Annotated in this window: 2 tRNA genes and 3 rRNA genes; all 5 read left to right on the top strand. The window is 52.0% G+C overall.

What is annotated here, in order from left to right:
• Positions 1-216: 216 nt before the first annotated feature.
• Positions 217-1,749, top strand: a 16S ribosomal RNA gene (locus RCH09_RS19320).
• 122 nt (positions 1,750-1,871) lie between these two features.
• A tRNA-Ile gene (locus tag RCH09_RS19315) sits at positions 1,872-1,948 on the top strand.
• Positions 1,949-2,010: 62 nt separating this feature from the next.
• Positions 2,011-2,086 (top strand) — tRNA-Ala (locus RCH09_RS19310).
• Between the two features lie 374 nt (positions 2,087-2,460).
• Positions 2,461-5,333 (top strand): 23S ribosomal RNA (locus RCH09_RS19305).
• A 176-nt stretch (positions 5,334-5,509) separates the two neighbouring features.
• Positions 5,510-5,622: ribosomal RNA gene (rrf, locus tag RCH09_RS19300) — 5S ribosomal RNA — on the top strand.
• The 16S, 23S and 5S rRNA genes sit together here with 2 tRNA genes alongside, the layout of an rRNA operon.
• The last annotated feature ends 18 nt before the right edge of the window (positions 5,623-5,640 follow it).

Below are 5,640 nucleotides of genomic sequence, written 5' to 3'. Positions count from 1 at the left end.
TACGGAGTGCGGTAGAAGTTCTTTAACAATTAACAGCCGATAAGTGTGGGCACTTGATGGAAATGCACTGCGGTGACTTCGGTTGCTGCAGACACTTTACATATAGCAAGTGCTCACGAAGAAATATAGGAAAGTTCGAAAGAATGATCCTGTCAGTATTTTGAGTGAGCGACCGGTTCGCAAGAACCATGTCAGAGATGACATAAAACAGAGATTAAACTGAAGAGTTTGATCCTGGCTCAGATTGAACGCTGGCGGCATGCCTTACACATGCAAGTCGAACGGCAGCACGGGGGCAACCCTGGTGGCGAGTGGCGAACGGGTGAGTAATATATCGGAACGTGCCCTGGAGTGGGGGATAACGTAGCGAAAGTTACGCTAATACCGCATACGATCTACGGATGAAAGTGGGGGATTCGCAAGAACCTCATGCTCGTGGAGCGGCCGATATCTGATTAGCTAGTTGGTAGGGTAAAAGCCTACCAAGGCATCGATCAGTAGCTGGTCTGAGAGGACGACCAGCCACACTGGGACTGAGACACGGCCCAGACTCCTACGGGAGGCAGCAGTGGGGAATTTTGGACAATGGGGGCAACCCTGATCCAGCAATGCCGCGTGAGTGAAGAAGGCCTTCGGGTTGTAAAGCTCTTTTGTCAGGGAAGAAACGGTTTCTCCTAATACGAGGGACTAATGACGGTACCTGAAGAATAAGCACCGGCTAACTACGTGCCAGCAGCCGCGGTAATACGTAGGGTGCAAGCGTTAATCGGAATTACTGGGCGTAAAGCGTGCGCAGGCGGTTATGTAAGACAGATGTGAAATGCCCGGGCTTAACCTGGGAACTGCATTTGTGACTGCATGGCTAGAGTGTGTCAGAGGGGGGTAGAATTCCACGTGTAGCAGTGAAATGCGTAGAGATGTGGAGGAATACCGATGGCGAAGGCAGCCCCCTGGGATAACACTGACGCTCATGCACGAAAGCGTGGGGAGCAAACAGGATTAGATACCCTGGTAGTCCACGCCCTAAACGATGTCTACTAGTTGTCGGGTCTTAATTGACTTGGTAACGCAGCTAACGCGTGAAGTAGACCGCCTGGGGAGTACGGTCGCAAGATTAAAACTCAAAGGAATTGACGGGGACCCGCACAAGCGGTGGATGATGTGGATTAATTCGATGCAACGCGAAAAACCTTACCTACCCTTGACATGTACGGAAGCCACGAGAGATCGAGGCGTGCTCGAAAGAGAGCCGTAACACAGGTGCTGCATGGCTGTCGTCAGCTCGTGTCGTGAGATGTTGGGTTAAGTCCCGCAACGAGCGCAACCCTTGTCATTAGTTGCTACGAAAGGGCACTCTAATGAGACTGCCGGTGACAAACCGGAGGAAGGTGGGGATGACGTCAAGTCCTCATGGCCCTTATGGGTAGGGCTTCACACGTCATACAATGGTACATACAGAGGGCCGCCAACCCGCGAGGGGGAGCTAATCCCAGAAAGTGTATCGTAGTCCGGATTGTAGTCTGCAACTCGACTGCATGAAGTTGGAATCGCTAGTAATCGCGGATCAGCATGTCGCGGTGAATACGTTCCCGGGTCTTGTACACACCGCCCGTCACACCATGGGAGCGGGTTTTACCAGAAGTAGGTAGCTTAACCGCAAGGAGGGCGCTTACCACGGTAGGATTCGTGACTGGGGTGAAGTCGTAACAAGGTAGCCGTATCGGAAGGTGCGGCTGGATCACCTCCTTTCTAGAGTATGCAGGGAAGTTGAGTGTCCACACTTATTGGCTGTTGAGAGAAAAGAACAGTTAGGTTGTAGCTGGGTGCTGGCGAGTGATCGCCGGCGCGCTGAAGGTGGTACTGATCCGACTGGGTCTGTAGCTCAGTTGGTTAGAGCACCGTGTTGATAACGCGGGGGTCGTTGGTTCGAGCCCAACCAGACCCACCAAATTCAGGCGGCAAGAAGGTGGTGTCGGCGTGAGCCGGTACTGCTGGCGTGTGGAATACCTGGGGGGTTTAGCTCAGCTGGGAGAGCACCTGCTTTGCAAGCAGGGGGTCGTCGGTTCGATCCCGTCAACCTCCACCAGATTATCTGCGGGACATCAAGAGAGCAAACCTAAGCAGCGTTGCAGGTAGTTGTGCAACAAGGCATTAGGTTTGATTTTTTAAAAATCACTGGCTGTTCGTTCTTTAACAATTTGGAAGAAGTAAAGTTTTATCAGCGCTGGCTGGTTGCGTCGTCGTCCTGTGAAGGGTGTCGGCGCAATAAGGCAGCGCTGGTGGGTAGTGATTGTATCAACAAACAATGTATCAACATGATCCAGTCTCGCTGTGCCGCGCAAGCGGTAACAAAGGCTGGATTGCATAAGCTGGACTCATTTGCCCTGTACCGTCTTTGCCGCAGTGGACACGCTCTGGAATTTCAGGGGGTGTGCAGTGCGTCAGAGGTCAACGTTATAGGGACAAGTGACTAAGTGCACATGGTGGATGCCTTGGCGATGTCAGGCGATGAAGGACGTAGTAGCTTGCGATAAGCTGCGGGGAGCGAGCAAACACGCTTTGATCCGCAGATTTCCGAATGGGGAAACCCACCCTTAGGGGTATTGCATGCTGAATACATAGGCATGCAAGGCGAACGCGGCGAACTGAAACATCTAAGTAGCTGCAGGAACAGAAATCAACCGAGATTCCCAAAGTAGCGGCGAGCGAAATGGGAACAGCCTGCAAGATTTAGCATGAGACATAGTGGAAGGTCCTGGAAATGGCCGCCATAGTGGGTGATAGCCCCGTACACGAAATGTCTCGTGTGGAACCAAGCTTGCGACAAGTAGGGCGGGACACGCGAAATCCTGTCTGAATATGGGGGGACCATCCTCCAAGGCTAAATACTCGACATCGACCGATAGTGAACCAGTACCGTGAGGGAAAGGCGAAAAGAACCCCGGAAGGGGAGTGAAATAGATCCTGAAACCGTGTGCATACAAACAGTAGGAGCGGACTTGTTCCGTGACTGCGTACCTTTTGTATAATGGGTCAGCGACTTACATTCAGTGGCAAGGTTAACCGCATAGGGAAGCCGTAGAGAAATCGAGTCCGAATAGGGCGTTCAGTCGCTGGGTGTAGACCCGAAACCAAGTGATCTACTCATGGCCAGGATGAAGGTGCGGTAACACGCACTGGAGGTCCGAACCCACTAATGTTGAAAAATTAGGGGATGAGCTGTGGGTAGGGGTGAAAGGCTAAACAAACTTGGAGATAGCTGGTTCTCTCCGAAAACTATTTAGGTAGTGCCTCAAGTATCACCACCGGGGGTAGAGCACTGTTATGGCTAGGGGGTCATCGCGACTTACCAACCCATTGCAAACTCCGAATACCGGTGAGTGCGAGCTTGGGAGACAGACGTCGGGTGCTAACGTCCGGCGTCAAGAGGGAAACAACCCAGACCGCCAGCTAAGGTCCCAAAGATTGGCTAAGTGGAAAACGAAGTGGGAAGGCTAAAACAGTCAGGATGTTGGCTTAGAAGCAGCCATCATTTAAAGAAAGCGTAATAGCTCACTGATCGAGTCGTCCTGCGCGGAAGATGTAACGGGGCTAAGCCAGTCACCGAAGCTGCGGATATGCGCAAGCATATGGTAGGAGAGCGTTCTGTAAGCCTGCGAAGGTGTCTTGTAAAGGATGCTGGAGGTATCAGAAGTGCGAATGCTGACATGAGTAGCGATAATGGGGGTGAAAAGCCTCCACGCCGTAAGCCCAAGGTTTCCTGTTCAACGTTCATCGGAGCAGGGTGAGTCGGCCCCTAAGGCGAGGCAGAGATGCGTAGCTGATGGGAAGCAGGTTAATATTCCTGCACCGTCGTATGATGCGATGGGGGGACGGATCACGGAAGGTTGTCCGGGTGTTGGAAGTCCCGGTCCTTGACTTGTAGAAGGCATCTAGGCAAATCCGGATGCGTAATTCAAGGGGTTGAGGCCAGCCAATTTATTGGCGAAGCAATCGGAAGTGGTTCCAAGAAAAGCCTCTAAGCTTCAGTCATACGAGACCGTACCGCAAACCGACACAGGTGGGCGAGATGAGTATTCTAAGGCGCTTGAGAGAACTCGGGAGAAGGAACTCGGCAAATTGGTACCGTAACTTCGGGATAAGGTACGCCCTGGTAGTTTGACCCCCCTGCGGGGGAAGGATGAAAGGGTTGCAATAAACTGGTGGCTGCGACTGTTTAATAAAAACACAGCACTCTGCAAACACGAAAGTGGACGTATAGGGTGTGACGCCTGCCCGGTGCTGGAAGATTAAATGATGGGGTGCAAGCTCTTGATTGAAGTCCCAGTAAACGGCGGCCGTAACTATAACGGTCCTAAGGTAGCGAAATTCCTTGTCGGGTAAGTTCCGACCTGCACGAATGGCGTAACGATGGCCACACTGTCTCCTCCCGAGACTCAGCGAAGTTGAAATGTTTGTGATGATGCAATCTACCCGCGGCTAGACGGAAAGACCCCATGAACCTTTACTGTAGCTTTGCATTGGACTTTGAACCAATCTGTGTAGGATAGGTGGGAGGCTTTGAAGCGGGGACGCTAGTTCTCGTGGAGCCAACCTTGAAATACCACCCTGGTTTGTTTGAGGTTCTAACCTTGGTCCGTTATCCGGATCGGGGACAGTGCATGGTAGGCAGTTTGACTGGGGCGGTCTCCTCCCAAAGTGTAACGGAGGAGTTCGAAGGTACGCTAATTACGGTCGGACATCGTGATGATAGTGCAATGGCATAAGCGTGCTTAACTGCGAGACTGACAAGTCGAGCAGGTACGAAAGTAGGACATAGTGATCCGGTGGTTCTGTATGGAAGGGCCATCGCTCAACGGATAAAAGGTACTCTGGGGATAACAGGCTGATTCCTCCCAAGAGTTCATATCGACGGGGGAGTTTGGCACCTCGATGTCGGCTCATCACATCCTGGGGCTGTAGCCGGTCCCAAGGGTATGGCTGTTCGCCATTTAAAGTGGTACGTGAGCTGGGTTTAAAACGTCGTGAGACAGTTTGGTCCCTATCTGCCGTGGGCGTTGGAAATTTGAAGGGGGCTGCTCCTAGTACGAGAGGACCGGAGTGGACGAACCTCTGGTGTACCGGTTGTCACGCCAGTGGCATTGCCGGGTAGCTAAGTTCGGAAGAGATAACCGCTGAAAGCATCTAAGCGGGAAACTTGCCTTGAGATGAGATTTCCCAGGAACTTGATTCCTTTGAAGGGTCGTTCGAGACCAGGACGTTGATAGGCTGGGTGTGGAAGTGCAGTAATGCATTAAGCTAACCAGTACTAATTGCCCGTAAGGCTTGTCCCTATAACCTTGACCGGTTACAGGCGATGAGTTCGGCGTATGCCTTTGTTGTGCATCACGCCCGCTAACAGCACGTTGAAGATGATTTCAAGACGTGCGTTGTATACTTTACTTCTTCCAGATTGCGTCTTCTGCGCTCACCAAACCAACGGTGGGCTCAGCGGATTCTACAAGTTATGCCTGATGACCATAGCGAGTCGGTACCACCCCTTCCCATCCCGAACAGGACCGTGAAACGACTTTGCGCCGATGATAGTGCGTCAACACGTGTGAAAGTAGGTCATCGTCAGGCTAAGTTATTGCTCCAAAC

Origin of the sequence: Actimicrobium sp. GrIS 1.19 (genome assembly GCF_035984655.1) — a bacterium.
In the GTDB taxonomy this organism is placed as follows: Bacteria; Pseudomonadota; Gammaproteobacteria; order Burkholderiales; family Burkholderiaceae_D; genus Actimicrobium.
Note: the sequence above shows the minus strand (reverse complement) of the source record. Positions and strands in the feature narration are given on the sequence as shown.